This window comes from Acinetobacter sp. BIGb0102 (assembly GCF_003815055.1).
GTDB classification, from domain to species: Bacteria; Pseudomonadota; Gammaproteobacteria; order Pseudomonadales; family Moraxellaceae; genus Acinetobacter; species Acinetobacter vivianii.
Genome location: NZ_RKQE01000015.1, coordinates 196,092 through 222,520, shown reverse-complemented (window position 1 = coordinate 222,520; position 26,429 = coordinate 196,092). Strand labels below are relative to the sequence as shown.

Below are 26,429 nucleotides of genomic sequence, written 5' to 3'. Positions count from 1 at the left end.
TCCACCCGATCGCAATGGACCCAGGTCTACGTTTTGCGATCCGTGAAGGTGGTCGTACTGTAGGTGCTGGTGTTGTTGCTAAAGTAACTGCATAAGCCCAATACTGTGTTACACTCAAATCGGAAGCTTCGGCTTTCGATTTGCATAATAGGCTAGTAGTTCAATTGGTAGAGCGTCGGTCTCCAAAACCGAATGTTGGGGGTTCGAGTCCCTCCTGGCCTGCCACTTTTTTTTTATAAAAAAGCTTAATTCTGGCTGAGTTGTCATATAATAAGTCGCGAATTCTACGACGAGTAAAAAAATGTCGAATGATAAATCGCGTGACGCATTAAGCGACGCGCCAATCCCTCAAAGAAATAATGCTGCAGAAGTTGTAAGCTCTGGTACTCCACTTGATGCTGTCTTGTGGCTGATTGCTATCGCTTTATTGATCGGTTCAGCATTGGTAAATCAACATTTACCTGCCTATTGGGCACCAGCAAATGATATTTGGGTGCGCGTTGGGGTAATTTTGGCTTGTATCGTCGTCGCTTTAGGTTTATTATACGCCACCCATCAAGGCAAAGGCTTTGTGCGTTTGTTGCAAGATGCGCGAATTGAACTGCGTCGAGTGACCTGGCCAACAAAACAAGAGACGATCACGACTTCGTGGCAGGTTCTTTTGGTTGTACTTGTTGCATCATTGGTTTTATGGTGTTTCGATTACGGGTTAGGTTGGTTTATTAAGTTAATTATCGGGTAAGAGTGCGATGAAACGTTGGTATATTATTCATGCCTATTCAGGTTTTGAAAAACAAGTGATGCGTTCACTTAATGACCGAATCCAGCGCAGCACTGTTGCTGATAGCTTTGGTGAAGTCCTTGTCCCTACTGAAGAAGTAGTGGAAATGAAGGATGGTAAGAAGCGTAAGTCTGAACGTAAATTCTTTCCTGGCTATGTGTTAGTCGAAATGGAAATGAATGATGATACTTGGCACATTGTAAAAGAATGTCCAAAGGTTCTTGGTTTTATCGGTGGTACACCAGAAAAACCAGCACCGATTTCACAACGTGAAGCTGATGCGATTCTTGCGCGTGTACGTAATACTGGTGAAGCACCACGTCCTAAGACGATGTTTGAACCAGGTGAAGAATTGCTCGTTGTTGACGGTCCGTTCACTGACTTTAAAGGAGTCGTGGAGGAAGTTCAATACGATAAGTCACGTTTAACGTTGACGATTAATGTATTTAATCGACCAACTCAGGTTGAACTCGAGTTTCGCCAAGTCGAAAAAACGATTTAATCTGCCTAGGTTGATAAGCGCCCGATCTGATCGGGCATTGTTGTTCAAACACTTCGGTGTTGTTTAATTTTTTGGGGAGCCTAACGGCGTCTGTACCCAGAGGTAATTTTCAATGGCTAAGAAGATTGACGGCTATATCAAGCTGCAAGTTCCAGCTGGTAAAGCGAATCCATCTCCACCAATTGGTCCTGCTTTAGGTCAACGTGGTGTAAACATCATGGCATTCTGTAAAGAATTCAATGCTGCTACACAAAAACTTGAAGTTGGTTTGCCAATTCCTGTCGTGATCACTGTGTACAACGATAAGTCGTTCACTTTCATCATGAAAACTCCACCTGCATCTATTCTTCTTAAGAAAGCTGCTGGTATTCAAAAGGGTTCTTCTGTACCTAACAAAACTAAAGTTGGTAAGTTGACTCGTGCTCAATTAGAAGAAATCGCGACTACTAAAGAACCAGACTTAACTGGTGCTGATTTAGACGCTCGTGTTCGTACCATCGCTGGTTCTGCACGTTCTATGGGCTTGGAAGTGGAGCTATAAGACATGGCAAAGTTAACTAAACGTCAAAAAGCCATCGCTGCTGCTGTAGAAGCAAACAAAGTTTACACTTTGGAAGAAGCAGTACAAGTTCTTAACAGCCTTCCAGCTGCGAAGTTCAAAGAATCTTTAGATATCGCTGTAAACCTTGGCGTAGATCCACGTAAATCTGATCAGGTTGTTCGTGGCGCAACTACTTTACCTGCAGGTACTGGTAAAACTGTACGTGTAGCTGTATTTGCTCAAGGTGCTGCTGCAGAAGCTGCGAAAGCTGCTGGTGCTGATATCGTTGGTTTTGATGACCTTGCTGAAAGCATTCAAGGTGGAAACCTTGATTTCGACGTTGTTATTGCTGCTCCTGATGCAATGCGCGTTGTTGGTAAGCTTGGTACAATTCTTGGTCCACGTGGCTTAATGCCAAACCCAAAAGTGGGTACAGTAACTCCTGATGTTGCTAACGCGGTTAAGAATGCTAAATCTGGTCAAGCACGTTACCGTGTAGACAAAGCGGGTATCATCCACGCTGCGATCGGCCAACTTGGCTTTAGCGAAGAAGCTGTACGTCAAAACGTTGAAACTTTAATTGCAGACTTGAAAAAGTTGAAACCTGCAACTTCTAAAGGTGTATACGTTAAAAAGATCACTTTGAGCTCAACTATGGGTCCTGGTTTGATCGTTGACGTAAGCAACGTATCTAAGTAATTAGAAAGAATTTTAAAGCCTTAGATTTGCTCTTTGAGGAAATCTAAGCAAACTTTGAATTGATAAATGAATATTTATCAGCGTCAAAGACCTCAGGCGAGAAACATTTTCGAATGTTTTTCTTAATCATCCAGTCTGAGTAGACGCGGTGGTGTGATTTATTCCTCCTCCGCGTGTAAGTCTGAATAGGGCTTACGAATTGGGAGTGCATCTGTTAAAGGTGCATAAATCACCGTTAGGAGGTTTTACGATGGCTCTTCTTATCGAAGACAAAAAACAGATCGTTGCAGAAGTAAACGAAGTTGCTTCTAAAGCGTTCTCTGCCGTTGTTGCTGACTACCAAGGCTTAACTGTAGAGCAATTAACAACACTTCGTGTTGAAGCTCGTAAGTTAGGTGTTACTACACGTATCGTGCGTAACACTTTGGCTAAGCGTTCATTCGAAGGTACTCAATTCGATATCTTGAATGACGACCTTGTTGGTCCAACAATTCTCGGTTTCTCTACTTCTGAAGACGACATGGGTGCAGCTGCACGCTTGTTCGAAGAATTTGCGAAAACTAACAAAGCATTTGAACTTAAAGCTGCTGCATTTGATGGCAAAGTTTATAAAGGTGCTGACGTTAGCGTTATTGCGAACCTTCCGAACCAAGAGAAAGCGCTTACTATGCTTGCCTCTGTTCTTCAAGCTCCTATTTCGAAATTGGGTCGCCTTATTACAGCGCTCAAAGAGAAAAACGAGTCAGAAGCGGCTTAATCCTATTTTCACACCATTCAATATCCATTTGGAGTTATTCTCATGGCTTTAACTAACGAAGAAATCTTAAACGCAGTTGCTGAAAAAACAGTTCTTGAACTTGTTGAATTAATCTCTGCTTTCGAAGAGAAATTTAACGTATCTGCTGCTGCTGTAGCTGTTGCTGCTGCTCCAGGTGCTGGCGCTGCTGCTGCTGAAGAACAAACTGAATTCAACGTTGAGTTGACTTCTTTCGGTGCTAACAAAGTTGCTGTAATTAAAGCAGTACGTGAAGCTACTGGTCTTGGCCTTAAAGAAGCTAAAGATATGGTTGAAGGCGCTCCAGCTGTTCTTAAGGAAGGCGTTTCTAAAGAAGAAGGCGAAGAACTTAAGAAGAAGCTTGAAGAAGCTGGTGCTACAGTTACACTTAAGTAATTCTGTAGGGAGTCGGTTTTTTGATAATCGGCTCCAAAAAATGGCTGATGGCTCTTGGGTCATCAGCCTTTTTGCGTTACAATAATCGGCTCGTTTTTTGTTAGTTTTGCGTATAATCCGCGTATTATTTAAGCAAAACCAATGAAATCAAACGCTTACCAATATTTTTTTGCTTATAAAAATATTGTTAAGCGTTTTAATACCACTAAAAATTGCAGCATTTGTAAACAGTGGTGGCCATATCGGCCTGCGTAATTCCTTCTAAGCCCGTTCTGCAGGCGGGTTTAGTTTACTTTCCGAGGACTCCAGATGGCATACTCATATACCGAAAAGAAACGGATCCGTAAGAATTTTGGTAAATTGCCCCACGTAATGGAAGCACCGTACTTACTTTCGATTCAGGTCGATTCGTACCGTACATTCTTACAAGGCGGTAAAACACCAAAAAATCGCGAAGATATCGGTCTCCAAGCCGCATTTCGTTCAGTTTTTCCTATTGAAAGTTATTCTGGCAATGCTGCTTTAGAATTTGTTGAGTATAGCCTTGGTAAGCCTGAGTTTGACGTACGTGAATGTATTTTACGTGGTTCAACTTATGCAGCACCAATGCGCGTAAAAATTCGTTTGATCATTAAAGATCGCGAAACGAAATCAATTAAAGACGTTCGTGAACAAGAAGTTTACATGGGTGAAATGCCACTCATGACCGATAACGGTACATTCGTTATTAACGGTACTGAGCGTGTAATCGTATCTCAATTACACCGTTCACCAGGCGTATTCTTTGACCATGACAAGGGTAAAACCCACTCAAGCGGTAAAGTGTTGTATTCAGCACGTATTATCCCTTACCGTGGTTCATGGTTAGACTTTGAATTTGATGCAAAAGATTTAGTATTCGTACGTATTGACCGTCGTCGTAAATTATTGGCGACGGTGATCTTACGTGCCTTGAATTATACCAATGAACAAATCCTGAATTTGTTCTACGAAAAAGTACCTGTATATCTTGATATGGGTAGCTATCAAATTGACCTCGTTCCAGATCGCTTACGTGGTGAAATGGCGCAATTTGATATCCTGGACAATGATGGTAAAACAATCGTTGAACAGGGCAAACGTATTAATGCACGTCACGTACGTCAAATGGAAGCTGCTAACTTAGCGAAGCTTTCTGTACCTGATGAATATTTATATGAGCGTATTACTGCTGAAGATATCACACTGAAAAGTGGTGATGTGATTCCTGCGAATACCGTTCTTAGCCATGAAGTGATGGTGAAGTTGGCTGAAGGTGGTGTTAAACAATTTAACATCCTGTTCACGAACGACATCGATCGTGGTCCTTTCGTTGCAGATACATTACGTGCAGATACCACAACTGGCCGTGAAGAAGCGCTTGTTGAAATCTATAAAGTAATGCGTCCAGGCGAGCCGCCAACGAAAGAAGCTGCTGAAAACTTATTCAATAACTTGTTCTTCTCTTCTGAGCGTTATGACCTTTCTCCAGTGGGTCGTATGAAGTTCAACCGTCGTTTGGGTCGTCCTTACGAAGTGGGTACTGATCAGAAGTCACGTGAAGTTGAAGGTATTTTATCGCACGAAGATATCATTGATGTACTACGTACATTGGTTGAAATCCGTAACGGTAAAGGTGAAGTCGACGATATCGACCACTTGGGTAACCGTCGTGTACGTTCTGTTGGTGAAATGACTGAAAACCAATTCCGTGTTGGTCTAGTTCGTGTTGAACGTGCGGTTAAAGAGCGTTTAAGCCAAGCAGAAACTGATAACTTGTCTCCACAAGATTTAATCAACGCCAAACCAGTTGCTGCTGCAATCAAAGAATTCTTTGGTTCAAGCCAGTTATCTCAGTTTATGGACCAAAACAACCCATTGTCTGAGATTACACACAAACGTCGTGTATCTGCGCTTGGTCCTGGTGGTTTGACACGTGAACGCGCGGGCTTCGAAGTACGTGACGTACATCAAACTCACTATGGTCGTGTTTGTCCTATTGAAACGCCTGAAGGTCCAAACATTGGTTTGATCAACTCGCTTTCTGTTTATGCAAAAGCGAATGACTTCGGTTTCTTGGAAACACCATACCGTAAAGTTGTAGATGGTCGTGTAACCGATGATGTTGAATATTTATCTGCAATTGAAGAAGTGGGTACTGTCATTGCACAGGCCGATTCTGCAGTAGATAAAGATGGCAACTTGACTGAAGAAATGGTTTCTGTACGTCATCAAGGTGAATTCGTACGTATGTCGCCTGAGCGCGTAACGCATATGGACGTTTCTGCACAGCAGGTTGTTTCTGTTGCAGCATCATTGATTCCATTCCTTGAACACGATGATGCGAACCGTGCATTAATGGGTTCGAACATGCAACGTCAGGCTGTTCCTACATTGCGTGCTGACAAGCCGCTTGTTGGTACAGGTATGGAAGCAAACGTAGCACGTGACTCAGGTGTGTGTGTGATCGCAAACCGTGGTGGTGCGATTGAATATGTTGATGCATCTCGTATCGTTATTCGTGTAAACGAAGATGAAATGATCGCGGGTGAAGCAGGTGTAGATATCTACAACCTGATCAAATATACACGTTCAAACCAGAATACATGTATTAACCAAAATGTCATCGTGAACTTGGGCGACAAAGTTGCTCGTGGTGATATCTTGGCTGACGGTCCATCGACTGACATGGGTGAACTTGCGCTTGGTCAAAACATGCGCGTCGCGTTCATGACATGGAACGGTTATAACTATGAAGACTCGATCTTACTTTCTGAACGTGTACTTCAAGAAGACCGTTTAACGTCGATTCACATTCAGGAATTGTCATGTGTAGCACGTGATACCAAGTTAGGCGCAGAAGAAATTACTGCCGATATTCCTAACGTAGGTGAAGCTGCACTGTCTAAACTGGATGAGTCAGGTATTGTTTATATCGGTGCTGAAGTGACTGCGGGTGATATCCTTGTTGGTAAGGTAACGCCTAAAGGTGAAACTCAGTTAACACCTGAAGAAAAATTACTTCGCGCGATCTTTGGTGAAAAAGCGGCTGACGTAAAAGATTCATCTTTACGTGTTCCGTCTGGCACTAAAGGTACGGTTATCGACGTTCAAGTCTTCACACGTGATGGTTTGGAAAAAGATGAACGTGCACAAGCAATTGAAAAAGCTCAGCTTGATGCATACCGTAAAGACTTGAAAGAAGAATACAAAATCTTCGAAGAAGCAGCACGCGAACGTATTGTTCGTTTGTTGAAAGGTCAAGAATCTAACGGTGGTGGCTCAACTAAACGCGGCGATAAACTTTCTGAAGACGTATTGTCTGGTTTAGAGCTTGTTGATTTACTTGAAATCCAGCCAAATGATGAAGCAATTGCTGAACGTCTAACTCAGATTCAAGTGTTCTTGAAAGAGAAGAGTTACGAGATTGACGAGAAGTTTGCTGAGAAGAAGCGTAAACTTTCTACAGGTGATGAATTAACAACGGGCGTATTGAAAGTTGTTAAGGTTTACCTTGCAGTTAAACGTCGTATCCAGCCTGGTGATAAGATGGCGGGTCGTCACGGTAACAAGGGTGTTGTCTCTAACATCTTACCAGTTGAAGATATGCCACATGATGCGAATGGTGTACCAGTCGACATCGTATTGAACCCACTGGGTGTACCGTCACGTATGAACGTGGGTCAGATTCTTGAGACTCACTTGGGTATGGCGGCGAAAGGTCTTGGCGATAAGATCGAAAAAATGTTGAAAGAACAACGTACAGTGATTGAACTGCGTGAATTCTTAGACAAGATTTATAACAAGGTTGGTGGTGAGCAGGAAGAGCTTGATAGCTTGACTGACGCAGAAATCTTGGCGCTTTCAGGCAACTTACGTGCTGGTGTTCCATTAGCGACTCCTGTATTTGATGGTGCTGAAGAAAGCCAGATCAAAGACTTACTTGAATTGGCAGACATTTCTCGTACAGGTCAAACAGTATTGTTTGATGGTCGTACAGGTGAACAGTTTGACCGTCCTGTAACTGTAGGTTACATGTACATGCTCAAATTGAACCACTTGGTTGATGACAAGATGCATGCGCGTTCAACAGGTTCTTACTCACTTGTTACCCAACAGCCGCTTGGTGGTAAAGCACAATTCGGTGGTCAGCGTTTCGGTGAGATGGAAGTATGGGCACTTGAAGCATACGGTGCAGCATATACGCTCCAAGAAATGCTTACTGTGAAGTCGGATGACGTCGAAGGCCGTACACGTATCTATAAGAATATTGTAGATGGTAACCATTATATGGATCCGGGTATGCCTGAATCGTTCAACGTATTGACCAAAGAGATCCGTTCTTTAGGTATCAACATTGAACTGAAAAATGGTGACTAAATCCCCCTCGATCCCCCTTTGTTAAGGGGGAAGTTCCCCTCTTTCTTAAAGAGGGGCTATGGGAGATTCCAAATTTCAGTAAAAACAATATTTGTGACCCAGTCAGGAGAGCGTAGCTTCTTGACACACGGAGAAAAAAATTGAAAGACTTGCTCGATATCATGCGTAAGAAAACGGATTCAGAAGGTCATGCACCTATTGAATTTGACCGTATCCGTATTGGTCTTGCGTCACCAGAGATGATTAAGTCATGGTCTCACGGTGAAGTTAAAAAGCCTGAAACCATTAACTACCGTACTTTTAAACCTGAACGTGACGGTTTGTTCTGTGCCAAAATCTTTGGTCCAGTAAAAGATTACGAATGCTTGTGTGGTAAATACAAGCGTATGAAATACAAAGGCGTCATTTGTGAAAAATGTGGCGTTGAAGTAACAACTGCTAAAGTTCGTCGTGAACGTATGGGTCACATCGAGCTTGCTTCTCCAGTTGCACACATCTGGTTCTTGAAATCATTACCGAGCCGTATCGGTTTACTTCTTGATATGACATTACGTGATATCGAGCGCGTATTGTATTTCGAATCTTATGTTGTCACTGATCCTGGTATGACTCCGTTTGAAAAGTATCAACTTTTAACAGACGAAGAATACTACAATGCACTTGAAGAACACGGTGATGAATTCACTGCGAAAATGGGTGCAGAAGCAGTTCAGGATTTATTAAAAGATATCGATCTTGAAGCTGAGATTGCGCGTTTACGTGAAGAAATTCCACAAACAACGTCAGAGACGAAACTTAAAAAAGCGTCTAAACGTTTGAAATTGATGGAAGCATTCAAAGATTCGAACAACAAGCCTGAATGGATGGTGATGAACGTACTTCCAGTACTTCCACCAGACTTACGTCCGCTTGTACCACTTGAAGGTGGTCGTTTCGCGACTTCAGACTTGAACGATTTATATCGTCGTGTGATCAACCGTAACAACCGTTTGAAGCGTCTTCTTGACCTTGCTGCGCCAGACATCATCGTACGTAACGAAAAACGTATGTTACAAGAGTCTGTTGATGCGTTGCTTGATAACGGTCGTCGTGGTCGTGCAATTACAGGTTCGAACAAACGTCCATTGAAATCTTTGGCAGACATGATCAAAGGTAAACAAGGTCGTTTCCGTCAAAACTTACTTGGTAAGCGTGTTGACTATTCAGGTCGTTCGGTGATTACCGTTGGTCCTACTTTACGTCTTCACCAATGTGGTCTTCCGAAGAAGATGGCACTTGAATTATTCAAGCCATTTATTTTCGCGAAACTACAAGCATCTGGCCAAGCAACAACCATTAAAGCTGCGAAGAAAATGGTTGAGCGCGAGACGCCGGAAGTTTGGGACGTTCTAGCTTCTGTAATTCGTCAACATCCAGTCATGTTGAACCGTGCGCCAACACTTCACCGTCTAGGTCTTCAAGCATTTGAACCTATTCTGATCGAAGGTAAGGCAATCCGTCTTCACCCACTCGTATGTGCTGCGTTTAACGCCGACTTCGATGGTGACCAAATGGCGGTACACGTTCCATTGACATTGGAAGCACAGTTAGAAGCACGTGCGTTGATGATGTCTACAAACAACATCTTGTCACCTGCAAATGGTGAGCCGATCATCGTTCCTTCTCAGGACGTTGTCTTGGGTCTTTACTACATCACACGTGATGCAGTAAATGCCAAAGGTGAAGGCATGGTGTTTGCGGATACTCACGAAGTTAACCGTGCGTTAGCAACGGGTAAAGTTGCGATCCATGCGCGTGTAAAAGTACGTGTACACCAAACTGTGATTGATGAAAACGGTAACCGTGAAAAGCAAACTATCATTGTTGATACAACACCTGGTCGTTGCTTGTTATGGGAAGTTGTTCCACAAGGTTTAAGCTTCGAATCGATCAACCTTGAGATGACCAAGAAAAACATCTCTAAGTTAATCAACTCTTGCTACCGTAAACTTGGTTTGAAAGATACTGTTATCTTCGCTGACCAATTGATGTATTTGGGCTTCCGTCAAGCGACGCGTTCAGGTGTATCTGTTGGTATGGAAGACATGTTGATTCCACCAACCAAGCATACGATTATCGATAAAGCTGAAACAGAAGTTCGTGAAATCGAACAACAGTTTGAGCAAGGTTTCGTAACTGCGGGTGAGCGTTATAACAAAGTTGTCGATATTTGGGCGCGTACAAACGACCAAGTTGCGAAAGCGATGATGGATAACTTGTCTTATACCCTTGTGAAAAACAAACAAGGTGAAGACGAGAAGCAGAAATCATTCAACTCGATTTATATGATGTCTGACTCGGGTGCCCGTGGTAGTGCGGCGCAGATCCGTCAGCTTGCTGGTATGCGTGGTTTGATGGCGAAGCCAGATGGCTCGATCATTGAGACCCCAATTAAAGCAAACTTCCGTGAAGGTTTGACGGTACTTCAGTACTTCATCTCGACACACGGTGCGCGTAAAGGTTTGGCCGATACAGCATTGAAAACTGCGAACTCTGGTTACTTGACACGTCGTCTGGTAGACGTAGCACAAGATTTAGTTATTACTGAATCTGACTGTGGTACAGCTGGCGGCTTGGTAATGACTCCATTCATTCAAGGTGGTGACGTTATTGAACCATTACGCGACCGCGTATTAGGTCGTGTAACTGCTGAAGATGTACGTCGTGCATCTGATGATGAAGTTGTACTTCCACGTGGTACGTTAATTGACGAGAAAATTGCTGCTCAGCTTGAAGAAGCGGGTGTCGATGAAGTTAAAGTACGTTCAGTTATCGCTTGTGAATCTACCTTCGGTGTATGTGCTCGTTGTTATGGTCGTGACCTTGCACGCGGTCACTTGGTGAACCCAGGTGAATCAGTGGGTGTAATGGCTGCACAATCAATTGGTGAGCCAGGTACACAGTTAACGATGCGTACGTTCCACGTTGGTGGTGCTGCGAGCCGAACTTCTGCTGCAAACAGTGTTCAAGTACGTAACAAAGGTACTGTACGTTTCCACAACGTGAAAACTGTACAACATGCCAAAGGTCACCAAGTATCTGTTTCACGTTCAGGTGAAATTGGTATTGCGGATGATTTAGGTCGTGAGCGCGAACGTTATAAGCTTCCTTACGGTGCAAGCATCTTGTTGAAAGATGGTGAAGCTGTAGAAGCTGGCGGTATCGTAGCGACTTGGGATCCACATACACATCCATTGGTAACAGAAGTTGCTGGTAAAGCGCGTTTCAGCCAGATTGCTGATGGCGTAACTGCAACATCGAAAACTGATGATGCAACGGGTATGACCACTGTTGAAATCTTGCCTGTAACAGCTCGTCCTGCTTCTGGTAAAGATTTACGTCCTGCAATCGTGTTGGATACAACTGATGGCGGCGAACAGTTCTACTTCTTGCCACAAAACACAATTGTGACTGTCCGTGATGGCGAAACGATTGGTGTGGGTGACGTTATTGGTCGTGTACCACAAGAAACTTCACGTACTCGTGATATTACCGGTGGTCTTCCACGTGTAGCTGACTTGTTCGAAGCACGTAAGCCGAAAGAACATGCGATCCTTGCAGAAGTATCAGGTGTTGTAAGCTTCGGTAAAGAGACCAAAGGTAAGAACCGTTTAGTGATTACTCCGGATGATGGTTCTGAGATCTACGAAGAATTGATTCCAAAATGGCGTACCATTAACGTGTTCGAAGGTGAGCATGTGAACCGTGGTGAAACCATTTCTGATGGTCCACAAAACCCACATGACATCTTACGCTTGAAAGGTGAAGTTGCATTAACCAACTACATCGTGAACGAAGTGCAAGACGTTTACCGTCTCCAAGGTGTAAAAATCAACGATAAGCACATTGAAGTTGTCGTACGTCAAATGTTGCGTAAAGTTGATATCACTGATGGCGGTGATACAAGCTTCATCAAAGGCGAACAAGTGGATTACATCCGCGTTGTTCAAGAGAACCAAGCTGTCTTGGCTCAGAACAAGTTCCCTGCGAAGTTTGAACGTCAATTGATGGGTATCACGAAAGCATCGCTTTCTACTGACTCGTTCATTTCTGCTGCATCGTTCCAGGAAACAACTCGTGTGTTAACTGAAGCGGCTGTAACAGGTAAAGAAGATGATTTACGTGGCTTGAAAGAAAACGTTGTTGTGGGTCGCTTGATCCCAGCGGGTACAGGTCTTGCGTATCACTTAGAGCGTCGTCGTCAAGAAGCAGAAGCTGCTGAATTTGAACTTCACAATGATTTCAGTGAAGTTGACCAAGCATTTAGTCAAGCGTTGAACTCAGACCAGTTCTAAGTCTTAACGAATTAAAAAGGCACCTTCGGGTGCCTTTTTTTGTGGAAAAATGAAGCTGTTGTTACAAAAACGCATTACAGCATGAGTATTTTATTACTGAATGAGGGTAAACACTTCATCAAAGCATACTATGCTACTCACATCTGAGAGAGGAGTAGTTCTAATGAAAAAAATGATGATGATTGCTGGCGTCGGTTTAATGTCAACAACTCTATTTGTAGGTTGCCAGAACGCGAGTCCAGAAAGTAAACGTATTGGTTCTGCTGCGATTGGCGGTGGTGCAGGTGGTGCTGTAGGTAAGCACGTTGGTGGTAATCTAGGTGCCGGTCTTGGTGCTGCAATTGGTGCAGGCGTTGCCGCAAATGCTAAAGGTTCAAATAGTAAAAATACACGTAATAGCGCAATCGGTGCTGGCTTAGGTGCAGTAATTGGTGGTGCTGTATTAGGTGGTGATTCTGGCGCTGCGGTTGGCGGTGCGCTCGGTGGTAGTGCTGGTTCTGCTTACGGTGAGAAAAAAGGTAAGTACTAAGCCCGCGCTTAACCTGACAGATGACATCGTGACGAGCTGACGATTTAAATCAGCTCATCACGATGACCGTCATCTTATAAACAATCGCCTCAGCGATGAAGATAAGATGGCTGAGAAAGCTCCAATAAAAATTATAATTTATCTCTACTATTTTTATATTTATTTAATTCTCTTGAAAACACTAAATTTTTGATTCGGTGTATCCCGATCATTTCTGTTCGTATTTATTTCCTATTCTTAAGCCATACCAGCTAGTTTGTTCTAATCAAAATTTGCCTTTACAAAATATCAATCGAATAGGACATAGTGATAACACAATGTGATCAAATTCCCCATAAAAGAGGACTATGCTTTGACTAGAGCATAAGAGAAGTGAGTATAGGCATGAAAAAAACAATCGGTTTAGTTTCGACTTTGGTGTTATCGGCGGTAATGTTTACGGGCTGTCAAAATATGAGTGCCTCTGATCAGCGTATTGGTACAGCAGCGCTTGGTGGTGCTGTCGGTGGTGGTTTAGGTAACCATGTTGGCGGTGGTCTTGGTGCTGGCGTTGGTGCAGCTGCGGGTGCAGGTGTCGGTGCCAATGCGAAGGGCGCGAATAGCAGCTCTACAACCAGTAGCGCGATTGGTGCTGGTATTGGTTCAGTCGTTGGTAAAGCAATCTTTGGTGGCGACTCAGGCGCTGCGATTGGTGGTGCAATCGGTGGTGGTGCAGGTGCAGCCATTCAAGAGAAGAAAAGATAATTTCTGCTGACCAGATTCAAAAATGCCTGCATTTATTGTAGGCATTTTTATTTTTATGACTTTAAATTGAGGCCTTAGGTTTTTTTCGTCGGATATAAAGTACCTTTTCGACTTCGGCAATACGTGTACCTGCATCATCTACAATATTTAAGGTGTAATGACGCAAAACGGGTTCATGATTTTCTGCCAGACGTTTAATTTCGTTTATTTCATTTGCATTGAGTTGGATTTCTGCATAAACGGTATTCCGTCCTGGAGCAATGAAATTAATCGTGGCACTTTTATCCCAGACAATATATTTATTTCCCAGATGGTGAATCAGAATCAACATATAAAAAGGATCGACCATCGAATATAAACTACCGCCAAAATGCGTTCCGACAAGATTGCGATTACGTCTTGTCAGCGGCATTTTGACTCGAATGTAGTAATCATCTAGATCAATGGTTTCAATCTCGATTCCCGCGCCACGATAAGGGGAGTAGTGATTGAGCAGAAATCTGGAAATCGCAGGAATGGTTCGAATTTTTCTGAAAAAGTCTTTCATGGTCAATTTTTTTTCTTGCAACTCTATTCATACTCCATAAGTATCATTTTTAGTGTATCGCTGGCAATGGCTGTTTTATCACCAAGCCGATAGAAAACAAAATGGGAAAGAATTATGCAAACACAAGTAAAAACAGTAACGACATCAGACCAGCAAACGCTTTGTGTCAAAACATGGGGCGATGAGAAAAAAATACCTTTGGTGCTCGTGCATGGTTATCCAGATAATCAGGAAGTTTGGGAACCGATCATTGAAAAGTTGATCGATGAATATTATGTTGTGACCTATGACGTGCGTGGTGCGGGCCTATCATCAATTCCTAAACGCATTAAAGATTATCGTTTGCCACGTTTGTCACTGGATTTACAGGAAGTTGTTGATCAGGTTTTACCAAATCGTAATTTTCATATGGCAGCGCACGATTGGGGATCTTTGCAGTCTTGGGAATCTGCAACTGAACCAAAACTCAAAGGCCGCCTGTTGTCCTATACAACAATTTCAGGCCCTTGTCTGGATCACGCTTCGTTTTATTTACGTGAAAAATTTAAAGCTGCACCAAGCAATGTATTAAAAATGCTCACAAAATCATGGTATATCGGAGCTTTCCATTTACCTCTGATTGCACCGACGGTATGGACGTTCTTTAGTCCTGAAAAATGGGGCAAGATTTTAAGTGGTTTAGAGAAAAAGCAAGGTTTGCCATTAAATGCCAATATTGTCTCCGATGGCAAATATGGCATTAATTTGTATCGTGCCAACTTTATTCCTTCTTTAACTCAGCCACGCCAACGTTACGCACAATGTCCAGTTCAGGCCATCGTGTTAAAGCGCGATGCTTTCGTTAGCCCAGAGTACATCACTGAATCGATGCCAAAATGGGTAGAAAAATTTGAATATGTTGAGCTGGATGCTAACCATTGGGCAGTGTTGAGTCAGCCAGAAAAAATTGCTGAACTGATCCGTCAGTTTGTCCAACGTCAGGCAGCTTAAGGCTTTAGTGGAATTATTAAGCTAAAAATCACTTAAGATTAGCGATAATTCGGCGATATTTTCAGCTAGGTTTTCATGAATCTGCTAGAATGTCGCCTTTTCTTTGCTCCTAAATTTGTTCATGAATGCTGTCGTAATTGCGATTGCCGTGATGTTTATCCTGTCACTGGCACGAGTTTCTGTTGTTCTCACATTAGTGATTTCAGCCATTATTGGTGGCTTGGTCGCTGGTCTAAGCCTTTCTCAAACAGTAGAAGCATTTAATGCAGGCTTAGGCGATGGGGCTGAAGTTGCATTGGCTTATGCGGTGTTGGGTGCGTTTGCATTGGCACTTTCCAAGTCAGGATTGCCCGATTTGCTGGCTCATAAACTGATTGGTTTATTGGGTATGGAAGCAGGTAAAAATCAGCAGACTAAAGTGAAATATCTTTTGCTTACGATTTTACTGATTGCTGCAATTTTTTCTCAAAACCTGATTCCTGTCCATATTGCCTTTATCCCCGTACTGGTTCCACCTTTGTTAAAAGTGATGAATCACTTGAAGCTGGATCGTCGTGCGGCAGCATGTGTCATGACGCTAGGTCTGGTCGGCACCTATATTTTCCTGCCTGTGGGCTTTGGTGCAATCTTCCTTGAACAGATTCTAATGGGCAATATCAACAAGATTGGTGCTGCTTATGGCCTGCATGTCGAGCGAGGCATGATGCCAATCGGTATGGCGATTCCAGTATTAGGCATGGTGATTGGTACACTGGTTGCGGTATTTATTAGCTATCGTAAGCCACGTATCTATGTTGACCGTTCAATTACTCCAGTTAAAACGATTGATCTGGATAAGCCACTGAAAGTCACCACGCAAGCAGAATATGATCTCAAGGCTGATGCTGAAGAGCTGAAACATGAAGCAGAGAATGTGCCTTATATTTCCAAGAAAACCATGTTTATGGCGGTGCTTGCGATCGGCTTGACGTTGGTTGCACAGCTCTATTCAGGTTCGATGATTCTGGGTGGTCTGGTCGGTTTTGCAGTGCTGTCTGCTTCGGGCATTTTTAAATGGCAAGATGCGGATGATGTGTTTGTGCAGGGTATGCGCATGATGGCGCTGGTGGGCTTTATCATGATCTCTGCGGCAGGTTTTGCTTCAGTGATGACGCACACTGGTGATATTACTCATCTGGTCAATGGCGTGGTCCATATCATTGGTGATAACCATGCACTTGCTGCATTCCTGATGCTCTTTATCGGCTTGTTCGTGACGATCGGGATCGGTTCTTCGTTCTCAAGTGTACCTGTGCTGGCGGTGATCTACGTGCCATTGTGCGTACAGTTTGGTTTTTCTCCTTTGGCAACCATCGCCTTGATTGGAACAGCTGCTGCTTTAGGCGATGCAGGTTCACCAGCTTCCGATTCAACATTAGGGCCAACAGCAGGTCTAGGTGTTGATGGTCAACATGATCACATTTGGGATACAGTTGTGCCTACATTTATACATTTTAATATCCCGTTGCTCATTTTTGGCTGGATTGCAGCAATGGTTTTATAATCAGAAATGGCTCATTTATGAGCCATTTTTTTGCTTTATAAAGTGTGGCTTAAATATAAAAATAATCATTAAATGACATTTTTTGTCTCTTTTTAAATCTAATTTTATAATGTAGTTTTAATATTAAGTTATACGTGATTATATTTTTAAATCTGGCTTAATTTATTTTTAATATATTTTCTTGCTTTATCTTAATCTGATTAAAATACTAGGTTTTATAGGGTTTTAAGTTGATTAAAATAGTCTGAATTAATAATTATTACATATTTTAACAATTATATTTTATTAATATTCAATGCATTATAAAGTGAATTAAAATAGTTGGAATTAATCTCTATTGCATAATGTAAATATGCGTGTTTATTATGTTGAACAAGAACATAAATTGTTAAAGAGGTTGTTTAAATGTTAAAGAAAGTTTTAGTTGTTGCTTTATTGGGGTTATCTTCAACTGCATTTGCAGGGGGCTTTCAGGTTAAATTTGGTGGAAGTGTAATTTCACCAACAGACGATACCGTGGTTGCGGGTGTTGGCACATTAAAGGCAGATCATGAATTTGCATTTACACCATCGGTTGAATATTTCTTCGGTGATACGCCTTTTTCTGCTGAATTATTACTGGCGACACCAATTTCACATGATGTGTCATTAAATGGTGAAAAAGTAGCGAAGCTTAAACAATTGCCACCTACTGTCACCTTTAAATATAACTTTAAAAACTCAACCCGTTTCACACCTTATATTGGTGTAGGTGGCACAGCTTTTGTCACTTGGGATGAAGAAACAACAGGTGCTTTAGAGGGCGCAAAATTAAAAGTGAAAGAAGACTTTGGTTTCGCGGGTCAGTTAGGTTTCAATTTCCAGCCTGCTGATGCAAAAAACTGGGGTGTATTCTTTGATGCGCGTTATGCACAAATCAGTCCTGAAGTAAAATTAAATGGTCAGAAGTTGACTGATCTAGACATCAATCCGATGGTATATACATTGGGTTATAGCTACAAGTTCTAAGCTGAACTTGCGCCTGAAAAGCCTCACTTTGTGAGGCTTTTTTATTTTTGCAATTCCCATATAAAACAAATACAGGCCTTACACAGAGAGTTTTGTATGCTGAAAAAATAATCTTAATAAAAGTGAGACCTTCATCATGAAAAAAGTAATGACTTCGATCTTATTGTTCATCCCCTTGTTATTTTTATCTCAGGCGTATGCGGCCAGTTATTCGTGTAAGGCAGCAAAGTTGAAAGTCGAACAGCAGATCTGTAATGAGCGCAGCCTCAATGATGCGGATGTGAGAATGGCTACCACCTATCAGATTATTTTACATGCCTTGCCAATGGGCGGACGTGATGCTGAAAAAGACAGACAATTTCAGTGGTTAAAACAACGTAACTCATGTGGCGCAAATACACCGTGTATCAAACGTGCTTATGCACAACGTCAACAGCAGCTTGATCAGCTATTACAGGAGCGAGTATTGAGCCGAGGCCCATTCTAATTGCCATTTTGTGCAATTTTTGCCTGAAAAATGCAGATCAAGGATTGAAAAATTTAAGATATACACCATTCATAAATCATTCCAAATAGATAAGCCTCACAGATAAGGAGTGATTTATGAGTGAACAAGTCGCACAAAATTATAGTTTCCAAGCTGAAGTTGCTCAGTTATTGCATTTAGTGACGCATTCTCTGTATTCCAACCCTGAAATTTTCTTACGTGAATTGATTTCAAATGCGTCTGATGCGTGCGATAAGTTACGTTTCGAAGGCATTAATCATCCTGAATATTATGAAAATGATCCAGACCTACATGTTCGTGTGACTTTAGATAAAGACAATAAAACGCTCACCATTTCGGATAACGGGATTGGCTTAAGCCAGCAAGAAGCAATTGATAATCTGGGAACCATTGCCAAGTCGGGCACCAAAGACTTTATGTCTAAACTGACCGGTGATCAAAAAGCCGATGCGCAGTTAATTGGTCAGTTTGGTGTTGGTTTCTATTCAGGCTTTATTGTTGCGGACAAGATTACGGTGGAATCACGCCGTGCAGGTTTAGATGCAGCAGAGGGTGTACGCTGGATTAGTGGCGGCACAGGTGAGTTTGAAGTTCAGACCATTGATAAAACCACACGTGGTACGGACATTATCTTGCACTTACGTGATGATGCGCTTGAGTATCTAGAGTCGTGGAAAGTTAAACAAATCATCAATAAATATTCTGACCACATCAGCTTGCCAATCGAAATGCAAAAAGAAGTTTGGCAAGAGGACGAAGTCGCTGAAGGTGAAGAGGCCAACACTACAAGCGGTGGCCAGATGGTGAAGACCGATGAATGGGAAGCGATTAACTCGGCAAGCGCGCTGTGGACGCGTAACAAGAGCGAAATCACAGATGAACAATACATCGAGTTTTATAAAAACCTGAGCCATGATTTTGCAGAACCGTTGGCATGGGCCCATAACCGTGTTGAGGGTAGCACTGAATATACGCAATTATTGTATATTCCAAGTCAGGCCAAACAGGATTTGTTTACCCGTGAAGCGAAGGCGGGCATCAAGCTATATGTAAAACGTGTATTTATTCTAGATGAAGCGGATAACCTGATTCCGAACTACTTACGTTTCGTACAAGGTGTGGTTGACAGTGCTGATTTACCGCTTAATGTCAGCCGTGAACTGCTACAAGAAAGCCGTGATGTAAAAACTATTCGTGAAGGTAATGCGCGTCGTGTGCTGACTTTACTGGACGGTTTGGCAAAATCGGAAGATGAAAAAGACCAAGAGAAATTCAAGACTTTCTATACTGAGTTCGGTTCAGTGCTGAAAGAAGGTTTGGGTGAGGATACTGGTAACCGCGAACGTATCTTAAAGCTATTACGTTATGCGACTTCAAACAATGATGAAATTTCAACGTCTTTTGCTGACTATAAAGCACGTATGAAAGAAGGCCAGAAGGCGATTTACTACGTCACAGCAGAAAACCTGACTGCTGCTAAGAACTCGCCACAGCTTGAAGTGTTCAAGAAGAAAGGCATCGAAGTCCTGCTTATGGCAGACCGTGTCGATGAGTGGGCGATGAACTTCGTATTTGAATTCGATGGTACGCCGCTTCAAAACGTATCGAAAGGTGCTGTTGATTTGGGCGACCTGCAAGATGCTGAAGAGAAAAAAGCGTTAGAGCAAGCAGCAGAGCAGTTCAAACCTGTGGTAGACCGTTTAAGTACGTCATTAAAAGACAAGACCAAAGAAGTTCGTGTCACAACACGTCTGGTTGATTCACCTGCATGTCTGGTTACCAGTGAAGGTGAGTTATCTCCACAATTGATTCGTATGTTGAAACAGGCAGGGCAAGCAGTTCCAGAGATTAAACCAACATTGGAGATTAACCCTGAGCATCCATTGGTTAAAAAATTGGAAAGCTCGGCGCAATTTGATGATCTCGCCAATGTGATTTTTGATCAGGCGGTGATTGCAGAAGGTGGTTTACCAGAAGATCCGGCAGCCTATGTCAAACGCATCAATAGTTTATTATTGAAATAAGCAATTTGATCAAGAAACCTCTGCTTCGGCAGAGGTTTTTTTATTGGTATGGATAACTTTAAAGTTATCCACAACTGTGGTGATCTTTTCATCAGAACTGTGCTTCAAAGCTCATTTGATAACTAAAATGATCCTCTTGTCTGGTGGCAGGGACATTTAAATAATTCAGATCATTCTGCATAAAAATCCAGTTGCGCCAGATGGGGCGACGCCAGGAAAAGTAGGGCCCCCATTCATTGACTCGCAGTTCTCTATTTTCATATTCCCCTGTAGTCAAAATGCCATAACTCAAATTATCTTTGGATAAGAAGTGCAGTTGCTGGAAAGTACGATTGCTCCAGCTATAGTCTTCATCTTGTGTTTTAGAGACATTGAACTGGGTTGAAAGCTGCTTTTGATGCTGCAGTTTTTGTGTTAGATCAAGATTGGTTTCGGCATAGTTCTTACTGCTTGAACCATAACGGAAAATTTGCGCCGTATTGAGCTGTAAACCTAAGGGTAAAGCCCAATTCTTTTTGGCGAGAAACTGGATATAGATATCGGTATCTGAATTTGCACCCAGATCAAGATCATTACTAAAAGGTAATAGGCTTGAAATGGTTGACCAGCTTGCACTGAGCGGATTTGGTGTAACAATCTTTTGCTGGCCGTGATGTTTGTTGTTCTTACCTAATTTCTTGACTGGCTGAGGCTGTTGAGCACGTTGCCATAGGGTATCGTTGCCAAAAACCGCCATTAAATCTTGTGCAAGTTGTTGGTCATTGAGAGTAATCTTATTTTCTTCAGCGCAACTAAAATTGGCCCTCGGTGAATATTGGGCTCGAATAAAGGCTTTATGCAGCGTGATGGGTGGGTGGTTAAACGATCTGCTGACAGCAAAAAGCATTGGAAATAAAGGCATCAGCAGATTACCTAGGCACAGGTTACCTATAATCAAAAAATACACAACCAGAGCGTATTGATGACGCATGCCACAAACAAGAACAATAAAAGAAGCTGACGGTAACAAGCAAAGCTTAAGGATTTATTGAAAGAAATATTATTTTTAAAATAAAAATGCCCAAACAATGAATCATTTGGGCAGGTTAAGACTGGAGTGCAGATTAGAATAAAGTTTCCAGACGGACAAAGGTGCTCACGTAATGACTTCGGTCTTCACGATGATCATTGAAATAGTTGAGATCACCTTGCACATAGAACCATTCACGCCAAAGCGGTTGGCGCCATGATACGAATGGGCCCCAGTTATTTAAACGTAGGTCACTGTTATTGTAGTAACCGCCTGTGTAGATGCCATAATTAAAGGTGTTATGCGCAAAGAACTGGTGTTGACGGAAAATACGGTTATCCCACCATAGATCATCATCCTGCTTATCTGCATAAGTTAAGCTGAACTGATTAGATAAGAAAGGCTGGTTTGGGCGCGCGTGAATCAGTTCTAGGTTGGTTCTTAGATAGTTTTCACTTTTACTGCCATAGCGATAGATCTGTTCGGCATTAAAGCGGAAATCATTGCGTAAATCCCAATGTTTTTCAGCTCTTAAGCGCGCATAGATATCTGTGCCTGAGCGCACACCAAGATCGGCATCTGTCTCAAAAGGTAGTTTCTTGGAGAAGTTTGACCAACGTAAGGCAAGAGAGCCATTACTATCACGGGTCTGTTTAGAATCAAACTTTTTATCAGGATCCTGATTCGGCTGGTTATTGGTGTTGCCGACATTATTCTTGAATTCATCGTCCAAGGTATCATCACCAAAAACCACGCTGACTTTTTTCTCTAAAGTCGGTAATTTAATCTTACCGCGAATACGAGGCTTGACCTCATAATTATCATATTCGTTCCAGTAATTATCCAGCATGACACGGATCGTTGCTGAAGCAGGGTCGTCAGGATCGACTTCTCCAAACCAGTCATCAATTTTGACTGACGTATTATCTGCCCACTCTCGAATTCTTCGCTGTTTTTTGTCAAACCAGGTTTTATCCTCTGTCTCCGCCGTTGGTGGGACGGTAACTTTATCTGACTGCTCTGGAAAAATAGAGGGCGTGGCATCGACCAAACGTGGAATATAGTCCAACGCATTTTCCGACGTATTTTGTGACGACGGATTTGGCTGTTGATCTTGCTGTTGCGGCGTAGTTTCTGCTTGGGCTGCACTTAACGTACCCATCGTCAAGGCAAGCAAAACAAAAACGATACGCGATGGCACCATTTGCTGTAAATTATTCATAATAAAGACTTATATATTGTTCTTGGTTTAACTTTTGATGATTTAATGCTTAAAATCAAGCGGCAGTCACAAAAAGCAGCAATTTAACAGTACAAAAATGCTAAAGATCATAAGGATTTAGCGCAATAAAAAGCCCCCATTGCAACGTCACGTTCATTGTATACGTTGAAAAATGAGGGGGCTAAAATTGATTAGACTTTTAAATGGGTTTAAGACGATTCTACCGACATGCTGTTTTCTAGTGCCTGATATAAATCGTGCACCGAGATCGGTTGTGGCAATCGGCTGATGACCTGACGAATCAGTTGCCAAGTATAACCATCGCTGCGGTCTAATAAGAGGTATGGATAGGCCTGATCTCCACTGGAAAGATTCACTCGTTCCAAACCATGAATCACACGGATTTTCTGACGTTCCCGCAATAAAATGACAGGTGTAAAAAAGGTCGCAGAGGTTTCTTCAAATGGAATAAATTTTTGCGTATTGATAAATGACGCTGGGATATACGGATAAACGCGTTGATCACGTTGCCACACCAAGGTTCCATTCATAATGCATTCATTAAACAGGCTTTCGTGCTGGTGATAATGCTGTTTGAAATTGGCCCAACTGGTTTGATGAATCGAGCTGGTACGGGTATGACGCTGATCGGTATAGGATTGCAGAATGGTGATGGCGTATTCCACGCTATGTGTTCCGACCAGTACCACATAATGGGAAAATTGCCCTTGCGCATAGAGCTGTTCCGCAACAAAAATCTGTGCAGACTCCCAGATCGGTTGTGCTTCATTTTCAGCTTTTAAATAGAGCCAGTCAATTTTGATGTTCTGGTCAATATCATTATGCAGGTCGACCCGATATAAAGAGGGGAAGGTACGTGCATCAATACGTTCCAGTCGGCAGATCAGACCGTCTAGATTAAAATCATTGAGTGCCAATGGCTGTGCTTTATTTAGATTTGGCGAAGGCTTGGCACTTTGTCTAAAACCAGGTTTGATTCGGTTCTCTGTAGGTACTGGCGGCGCAATGCTTTCTGGAACAGTTCGGATTTTATCTTGAATGATTGCGTCAAGCTGGGTTTGAAAGTTGGCGGTTTCTTTTTTAAGTCGGGCAAGCGCATCGGTAGATGTTTTCTTATCCTGCTCAGATGGATGCTCATTCAGAGGTTCCAGAACTGGAATTAAATGCTGGAGTTCATAATCGGTTTTGACATATTCGCTGGCATGATTTTGTAGCCATTGCAGGGCATCGGTCGATGAGTTTAGCCATGGACTCTTTAGAAAAGATAAAGCAGGACGAATCACCCAGATTTGCCAGAGTTGTGCCTGACGTAAAGCCGCCCAGCCCATATCAGCCGAAGCGAATAAGGCATTTTCAACCCGTCCCATAAAGTTATAAGTACCCCGATAGGTCATGCTATAACCGTAACTGGCTAAATCTTCAGCCGAAAATTCTTCGTTGAGAATAAATGCCTTGAATGGCGTCAATTGATCCTGAAAGGCAGGATCGTCGCAAGATGCGCAAATATCTTTAATCCGTTGTTTTGATTTTGCTATTTCAAAAAGTGATGTTTTCTCATTTTTGAGCCCATCGATGAGATGTTTGAGCTCATCCACCAAAAGTGCTTTCTCTAATACGTCCATCTATTGTTTCCTTAGAGATAGGCTTGAGCCTGTTTTTAAATAATGAATCAGTGCAAATTTAACCGCTGCTTTAAATCGTTTTGTATCAATTATTGTTGGTAAAGTATGTTTTCCCCTGCGACAAACTGTGATGTATCGATCAATTGTGGCTGAATAGGCCCCTCAATCTGAGCGTGTAACTCTCGAATTTTCATAACAAAAGATTGTCACTTTATGACGATTATAGAAGAAAACCAGACAAAATCTATAGCTTAAAAATGAGTAGAAAATCACATTCAGAGATTTTAAATCGAGATATGGATCATGGTTTGTCTTTGAAAATAAAAACATTTTAAAACAATGAATCGGATATCTAGATCATAAAGTAAAAAGACATCTATAAATTTATGGACGAGTTGTGACCAGCCTCACAGAAGCAGTGGTGAAAAGCACATCAAATAAAACGTAGGAAAGTCATCCACATGAATGGGACGAATGAAGTCGGTTATAAATAATGAAAGAGGGAGATATAAATACTGATTTTTGTTATTTGAGTTATCAAAAAGCTGCCTTAATCTCTTGATTAAAGCAGCTGAGGCTTATGATTAAGGCTTGATTTCACATTGCTCATCATTACATTGAGCTGCATCGTCCTGCTCAATCTGTTCAGAGGATGTAGATTGCGCCTGTTGCAAGGCTTGCAAGAAAATCTCACGTGGCTGTGCGCCAGACAGCGCCAGTTTTTGATCAAACACAAAGAATGGTACGCCAGTAACATTCAACTGTTCACGCGCAATTTTCTCATCGTGGCGAACGAAATCTGCCAGCTCATCGGAATCAAGTACATATTCGACTTCGGCATTATCCAGACCGATACGTGATGCAATTTCTTCCACCACTTCACGTTCGCCAATTGCCAAACCTTCGGTCATATAGGCATGGAAGAATGCCTCTTCTGCTTCATTACCCAAGCCTTTACTTTGGGCAAGATGAATAATTCGATGTGCGTTGAAGCTGTTGCCCGAGTTGGCTTTTTGCCATTGGAAGTCGATGCCTTCAGCTGCTGCCATCGCTGCAACATTGCGCTCCATGTCTTCCATTTCTGCATAACTACGGCCATATTTTTTGGCTAAGCGTTCGGTATTCGACGTGTCATGCTTGGCTGGCGCATCTGGATCCAGCTCGAAGCTATGCCAGTGAATTTCAAGCTCAATGCCTGCTTCTTCTGCGACATGTTCAAGACGTTTTTTACCGATATAACAAAAAGGGCAGACCACATCTGACCAAATATCTACACGCATGGCGTATCTCTTCAATTCTCGTTAAACAGATAATAGGGGCGGAACCGATGAATTTAAAGCGATGAATATGTAATGCTGCGTTACGAGAAGTGAAATAAAAATCATATAACGGTTTGTCTTTTATCGATTAAACTAAGATTCAGAACATAAAAAAATATAATGAATTTGGAGGCAATATGCGCCGTTTTTTATTATTTTTCCTTATGGTGGTCCTTGGCATCGGTTCTTTTTTTCTCTATCAACATCAATTACAGCAACGTGCTGCCAACAATAAACAAATGTTTGAAGTGGTGATGGCTGAGAAAATGCGTACACTTTACGATCAGGCACAAGACTGGACTACACCGGTACAACTGGATATTCATGATGATCGCTTATCTGGCGATTATAAGTTGATGTCAGAATTCCTGCTCAACTACTGGATGCAGAATGTTGAAGCGCGTAATCGTTATTTACGTGAACTTAAAGCTGCGAGCTGGGATACTTTTCTAGATGTAGAGCGACTAGATCAGGATCGAAAACAGGATTATAAAGAAACTGAACAGATGCTGGCGGATGTGCGTAAAGCATCCACTGAATATGAACAAGCACGACAACAGATTCAGTCCAGTTCTATGGAACAGGCAAAAAGTCTGACCATTCAGAATGAAATGCGACAGTCCTTACAGGCAAAACTGGAAAGTAACCTGAAAGCTGATAAAGCGCATGATATTTTTCCGATCGAACAGCAGATTATTGAAAAAGCACAAGCCATGTTTGACATGCTGAAAAAGTACCAATGGCAAAGAAAAGACAAAATGATTCTTTTCCGTGAAACAACGCAGGTGAAAAAGTTTAATACGCTGTATCAGGATGTGCTGAAGTTAAATAGCAAAATGGAGAAAATCAAGAAAAATAATGCAGAGGTACTGGAAGAAGAACTGTAATCAATATCGCTGACTTAATACACATTGCAC

21 protein-coding genes, 1 tRNA gene and 1 pseudogene are annotated in these 26,429 nt (G+C 42.2%); 18 read left to right on the top strand and 5 right to left on the bottom strand.

Features of this window, described 5'->3' with window-relative positions:
- The 12 genes and pseudogenes from EC846_RS15605 to EC846_RS15550 form a co-directional block, all read left to right on the top strand.
- Positions 1-95, top strand: a pseudogene (locus EC846_RS15605) (elongation factor Tu); the annotation flags it as partial.
- Between the two features lie 54 nt (positions 96-149).
- Positions 150-225, top strand: a tRNA-Trp gene (locus tag EC846_RS15600).
- A 76-nt stretch (positions 226-301) separates the two neighbouring features.
- The gene (gene secE / locus EC846_RS15595; RefSeq protein WP_004774015.1) at positions 302-742 is read left to right on the top strand and encodes a preprotein translocase subunit SecE; all 441 of its coding nucleotides are present in this window, start codon (positions 302-304) and stop codon (positions 740-742) included.
- A 7-nt stretch (positions 743-749) separates the two neighbouring features.
- Positions 750-1,283 (top strand): transcription termination/antitermination protein NusG, encoded by a 534-nt coding sequence (nusG, locus tag EC846_RS15590; protein WP_004774016.1) that lies wholly within the window; start codon positions 750-752, stop codon positions 1,281-1,283.
- Between the two features lie 112 nt (positions 1,284-1,395).
- On the top strand, positions 1,396-1,824 hold the full coding sequence (gene rplK, locus EC846_RS15585; protein WP_004637639.1) for a 50S ribosomal protein L11: 429 nt from the start codon (positions 1,396-1,398) through the stop codon (positions 1,822-1,824).
- Positions 1,825-1,827: 3 nt separating this feature from the next.
- On the top strand, positions 1,828-2,523 hold the full coding sequence (gene rplA / locus EC846_RS15580) for a 50S ribosomal protein L1 (RefSeq protein ID WP_004656290.1): 696 nt from the start codon (positions 1,828-1,830) through the stop codon (positions 2,521-2,523).
- Between the two features lie 250 nt (positions 2,524-2,773).
- Entirely contained in the window at positions 2,774-3,280 is a 507-nt protein-coding gene (rplJ, locus tag EC846_RS15575; RefSeq protein ID WP_004774017.1) for a 50S ribosomal protein L10, read from the top strand.
- A gap of 42 nt (positions 3,281-3,322) precedes the next feature.
- Positions 3,323-3,694, top strand: coding sequence for a 50S ribosomal protein L7/L12 (rplL, locus tag EC846_RS15570; protein ID WP_004774018.1), 372 nt, complete (start codon positions 3,323-3,325; stop codon positions 3,692-3,694).
- Positions 3,695-4,003: 309 nt separating this feature from the next.
- Complete coding sequence (rpoB, locus tag EC846_RS15565; RefSeq protein WP_004774019.1) at positions 4,004-8,092, top strand: DNA-directed RNA polymerase subunit beta; 4,089 nt, start codon at positions 4,004-4,006, stop codon at positions 8,090-8,092.
- Positions 8,093-8,232: 140 nt separating this feature from the next.
- Complete coding sequence (gene rpoC, locus EC846_RS15560; protein ID WP_004774020.1) at positions 8,233-12,426, top strand: DNA-directed RNA polymerase subunit beta'; 4,194 nt, start codon at positions 8,233-8,235, stop codon at positions 12,424-12,426.
- Between the two features lie 163 nt (positions 12,427-12,589).
- A complete protein-coding gene (locus EC846_RS15555; RefSeq protein ID WP_004774021.1) occupies positions 12,590-12,955 on the top strand; it encodes a hypothetical protein in 366 nt (121 codons plus the stop codon).
- Between the two features lie 384 nt (positions 12,956-13,339).
- Entirely contained in the window at positions 13,340-13,699 is a 360-nt protein-coding gene (locus EC846_RS15550; RefSeq protein ID WP_004774022.1) for a YMGG-like glycine zipper-containing protein, read from the top strand.
- Positions 13,700-13,760: 61 nt separating this feature from the next.
- Here the strand turns inward: EC846_RS15550 and EC846_RS15545 are convergent, their stop codons facing one another.
- Positions 13,761-14,246: a DUF4442 domain-containing protein gene (locus EC846_RS15545; protein ID WP_069577569.1), complete on the bottom strand. Its 486-nt coding sequence runs from the start codon at positions 14,244-14,246 to the stop codon at positions 13,761-13,763.
- A 114-nt stretch (positions 14,247-14,360) separates the two neighbouring features.
- Between EC846_RS15545 and EC846_RS15540 the strand changes: the two genes are divergently transcribed.
- The 5 genes from EC846_RS15540 to htpG all read left to right on the top strand — a co-directional run bounded on the left by EC846_RS15540 (position 14,361) and on the right by htpG (position 20,319).
- A complete protein-coding gene (locus EC846_RS15540) occupies positions 14,361-15,236 on the top strand; it encodes an alpha/beta fold hydrolase (protein ID WP_123775701.1) in 876 nt (291 codons plus the stop codon).
- A 121-nt stretch (positions 15,237-15,357) separates the two neighbouring features.
- The gene (locus EC846_RS15535; RefSeq protein ID WP_004774030.1) at positions 15,358-16,779 is read left to right on the top strand and encodes a Na+/H+ antiporter family protein; all 1,422 of its coding nucleotides are present in this window, start codon (positions 15,358-15,360) and stop codon (positions 16,777-16,779) included.
- A 405-nt stretch (positions 16,780-17,184) separates the two neighbouring features.
- Positions 17,185-17,787 (top strand): OmpW/AlkL family protein, encoded by a 603-nt coding sequence (locus tag EC846_RS15530; protein WP_004774031.1) that lies wholly within the window; start codon positions 17,185-17,187, stop codon positions 17,785-17,787.
- A 136-nt stretch (positions 17,788-17,923) separates the two neighbouring features.
- On the top strand, positions 17,924-18,274 hold the full coding sequence (locus EC846_RS15525) for a lysozyme inhibitor LprI family protein (protein WP_123775700.1): 351 nt from the start codon (positions 17,924-17,926) through the stop codon (positions 18,272-18,274).
- A gap of 116 nt (positions 18,275-18,390) precedes the next feature.
- The gene (gene htpG, locus EC846_RS15520; protein ID WP_123775699.1) at positions 18,391-20,319 is read left to right on the top strand and encodes a molecular chaperone HtpG; all 1,929 of its coding nucleotides are present in this window, start codon (positions 18,391-18,393) and stop codon (positions 20,317-20,319) included.
- Between the two features lie 91 nt (positions 20,320-20,410).
- Here the strand turns inward: htpG and EC846_RS15515 are convergent, their stop codons facing one another.
- The 4 genes from EC846_RS15515 to EC846_RS15500 form a co-directional block, all read right to left on the bottom strand.
- Positions 20,411-21,289, bottom strand: coding sequence for a selenocysteine synthase (locus EC846_RS15515; protein ID WP_123775698.1), 879 nt, complete (start codon positions 21,287-21,289; stop codon positions 20,411-20,413).
- Positions 21,290-21,422: 133 nt separating this feature from the next.
- Positions 21,423-22,550, bottom strand: a complete 1,128-nt coding sequence (locus tag EC846_RS15510) for a hypothetical protein (protein ID WP_004774043.1) — start codon at positions 22,548-22,550, stop codon at positions 21,423-21,425.
- A gap of 209 nt (positions 22,551-22,759) precedes the next feature.
- Entirely contained in the window at positions 22,760-24,193 is a 1,434-nt protein-coding gene (locus EC846_RS15505) for a hypothetical protein (RefSeq protein ID WP_123775697.1), read from the bottom strand.
- A gap of 584 nt (positions 24,194-24,777) precedes the next feature.
- Positions 24,778-25,473, bottom strand: a complete 696-nt coding sequence (locus EC846_RS15500) for a DsbA family oxidoreductase (protein WP_005255509.1) — start codon at positions 25,471-25,473, stop codon at positions 24,778-24,780.
- Between the two features lie 176 nt (positions 25,474-25,649).
- Between EC846_RS15500 and EC846_RS15495 the strand changes: the two genes are divergently transcribed.
- Positions 25,650-26,399 (top strand): hypothetical protein, encoded by a 750-nt coding sequence (locus EC846_RS15495; RefSeq protein ID WP_123775696.1) that lies wholly within the window; start codon positions 25,650-25,652, stop codon positions 26,397-26,399.
- Positions 26,400-26,429 lie beyond the last annotated feature (30 nt).

Bases quoted from the DNA above. Each gene is read 5' to 3' on its own strand.
- rplK (WP_004637639.1), top strand. From the start codon at position 1,396: ATGGCTAAGAAGATTGACGGCTATATCAAGCTGCAAGTTCCAGCTGGT.
- EC846_RS15550 (WP_004774022.1), top strand. From the start codon at position 13,340: ATGAAAAAAACAATCGGTTTAGTTTCGACTTTGGTGTTATCGGCGGTA.
- EC846_RS15525 (WP_123775700.1), top strand. From the start codon at position 17,924: ATGAAAAAAGTAATGACTTCGATCTTATTGTTCATCCCCTTGTTATTT.
- EC846_RS15540 (WP_123775701.1), top strand. From the start codon at position 14,361: ATGCAAACACAAGTAAAAACAGTAACGACATCAGACCAGCAAACGCTT.
- EC846_RS15510 (WP_004774043.1), bottom strand. From the start codon at position 22,550: ATGAATAATTTACAGCAAATGGTGCCATCGCGTATCGTTTTTGTTTTG.
- EC846_RS15545 (WP_069577569.1), bottom strand. From the start codon at position 14,246: ATGAAAGACTTTTTCAGAAAAATTCGAACCATTCCTGCGATTTCCAGA.
- htpG (WP_123775699.1), top strand. From the start codon at position 18,391: ATGAGTGAACAAGTCGCACAAAATTATAGTTTCCAAGCTGAAGTTGCT.
- nusG (WP_004774016.1), top strand. From the start codon at position 750: ATGAAACGTTGGTATATTATTCATGCCTATTCAGGTTTTGAAAAACAA.
- rplJ (WP_004774017.1), top strand. From the start codon at position 2,774: ATGGCTCTTCTTATCGAAGACAAAAAACAGATCGTTGCAGAAGTAAAC.
- EC846_RS15505 (WP_123775697.1), bottom strand. From the start codon at position 24,193: ATGGACGTATTAGAGAAAGCACTTTTGGTGGATGAGCTCAAACATCTC.
- rpoB (WP_004774019.1), top strand. From the start codon at position 4,004: ATGGCATACTCATATACCGAAAAGAAACGGATCCGTAAGAATTTTGGT.
- rplL (WP_004774018.1), top strand. From the start codon at position 3,323: ATGGCTTTAACTAACGAAGAAATCTTAAACGCAGTTGCTGAAAAAACA.
- EC846_RS15530 (WP_004774031.1), top strand. From the start codon at position 17,185: ATGTTAAAGAAAGTTTTAGTTGTTGCTTTATTGGGGTTATCTTCAACT.
- EC846_RS15515 (WP_123775698.1), bottom strand. From the start codon at position 21,289: ATGCGTCATCAATACGCTCTGGTTGTGTATTTTTTGATTATAGGTAAC.
- EC846_RS15555 (WP_004774021.1), top strand. From the start codon at position 12,590: ATGAAAAAAATGATGATGATTGCTGGCGTCGGTTTAATGTCAACAACT.
- secE (WP_004774015.1), top strand. From the start codon at position 302: ATGTCGAATGATAAATCGCGTGACGCATTAAGCGACGCGCCAATCCCT.
- EC846_RS15500 (WP_005255509.1), bottom strand. From the start codon at position 25,473: ATGCGTGTAGATATTTGGTCAGATGTGGTCTGCCCTTTTTGTTATATC.
- EC846_RS15535 (WP_004774030.1), top strand. From the start codon at position 15,358: ATGAATGCTGTCGTAATTGCGATTGCCGTGATGTTTATCCTGTCACTG.
- rplA (WP_004656290.1), top strand. From the start codon at position 1,828: ATGGCAAAGTTAACTAAACGTCAAAAAGCCATCGCTGCTGCTGTAGAA.
- EC846_RS15495 (WP_123775696.1), top strand. From the start codon at position 25,650: ATGCGCCGTTTTTTATTATTTTTCCTTATGGTGGTCCTTGGCATCGGT.